This is a genomic window from Gordonia sp. DT30, from assembly GCF_049844915.1.
Classification (GTDB): Bacteria; Actinomycetota; Actinomycetes; order Mycobacteriales; family Mycobacteriaceae; genus Gordonia.
The window spans coordinates 1-283 of the sequence record NZ_JBNCLY010000109.1; the positions used below are offsets into that span (position 1 = coordinate 1).

Consider the following 283-nt stretch of genomic DNA (forward strand, 5'->3'; position numbering starts at 1 on the left):
TCCAACATCGACCACACCTCCTCCCCCACCACACCACCCGAACCCACCAACGACCACACACACACATTCACCAAATCTCGCTGAATGTCATGAATCCGATCACTGTTCCACGGACGATCTAACGTCAAAGAGAACTCAAGTAATTCACGAGCACCATCGAGCCTCATCGTCACGTAATCCGAATCCCACTCATGCCACCGCTCAACATCCACCATCAGCCAGAATCTCCATCTCTCAACTTTCAGCCACCCGGACACCGCTACGATCCCGCTGCCAGCGACGT

At 54.1% G+C, this 283-nt stretch carries 1 pseudogene; it reads right to left on the reverse strand.

What is annotated here, in order from left to right:
* Positions 1–215, reverse strand: a pseudogene (locus tag ACLQ3C_RS21650) (hypothetical protein); the annotation flags it as partial.
* Positions 216–283 lie beyond the last annotated feature (68 nt).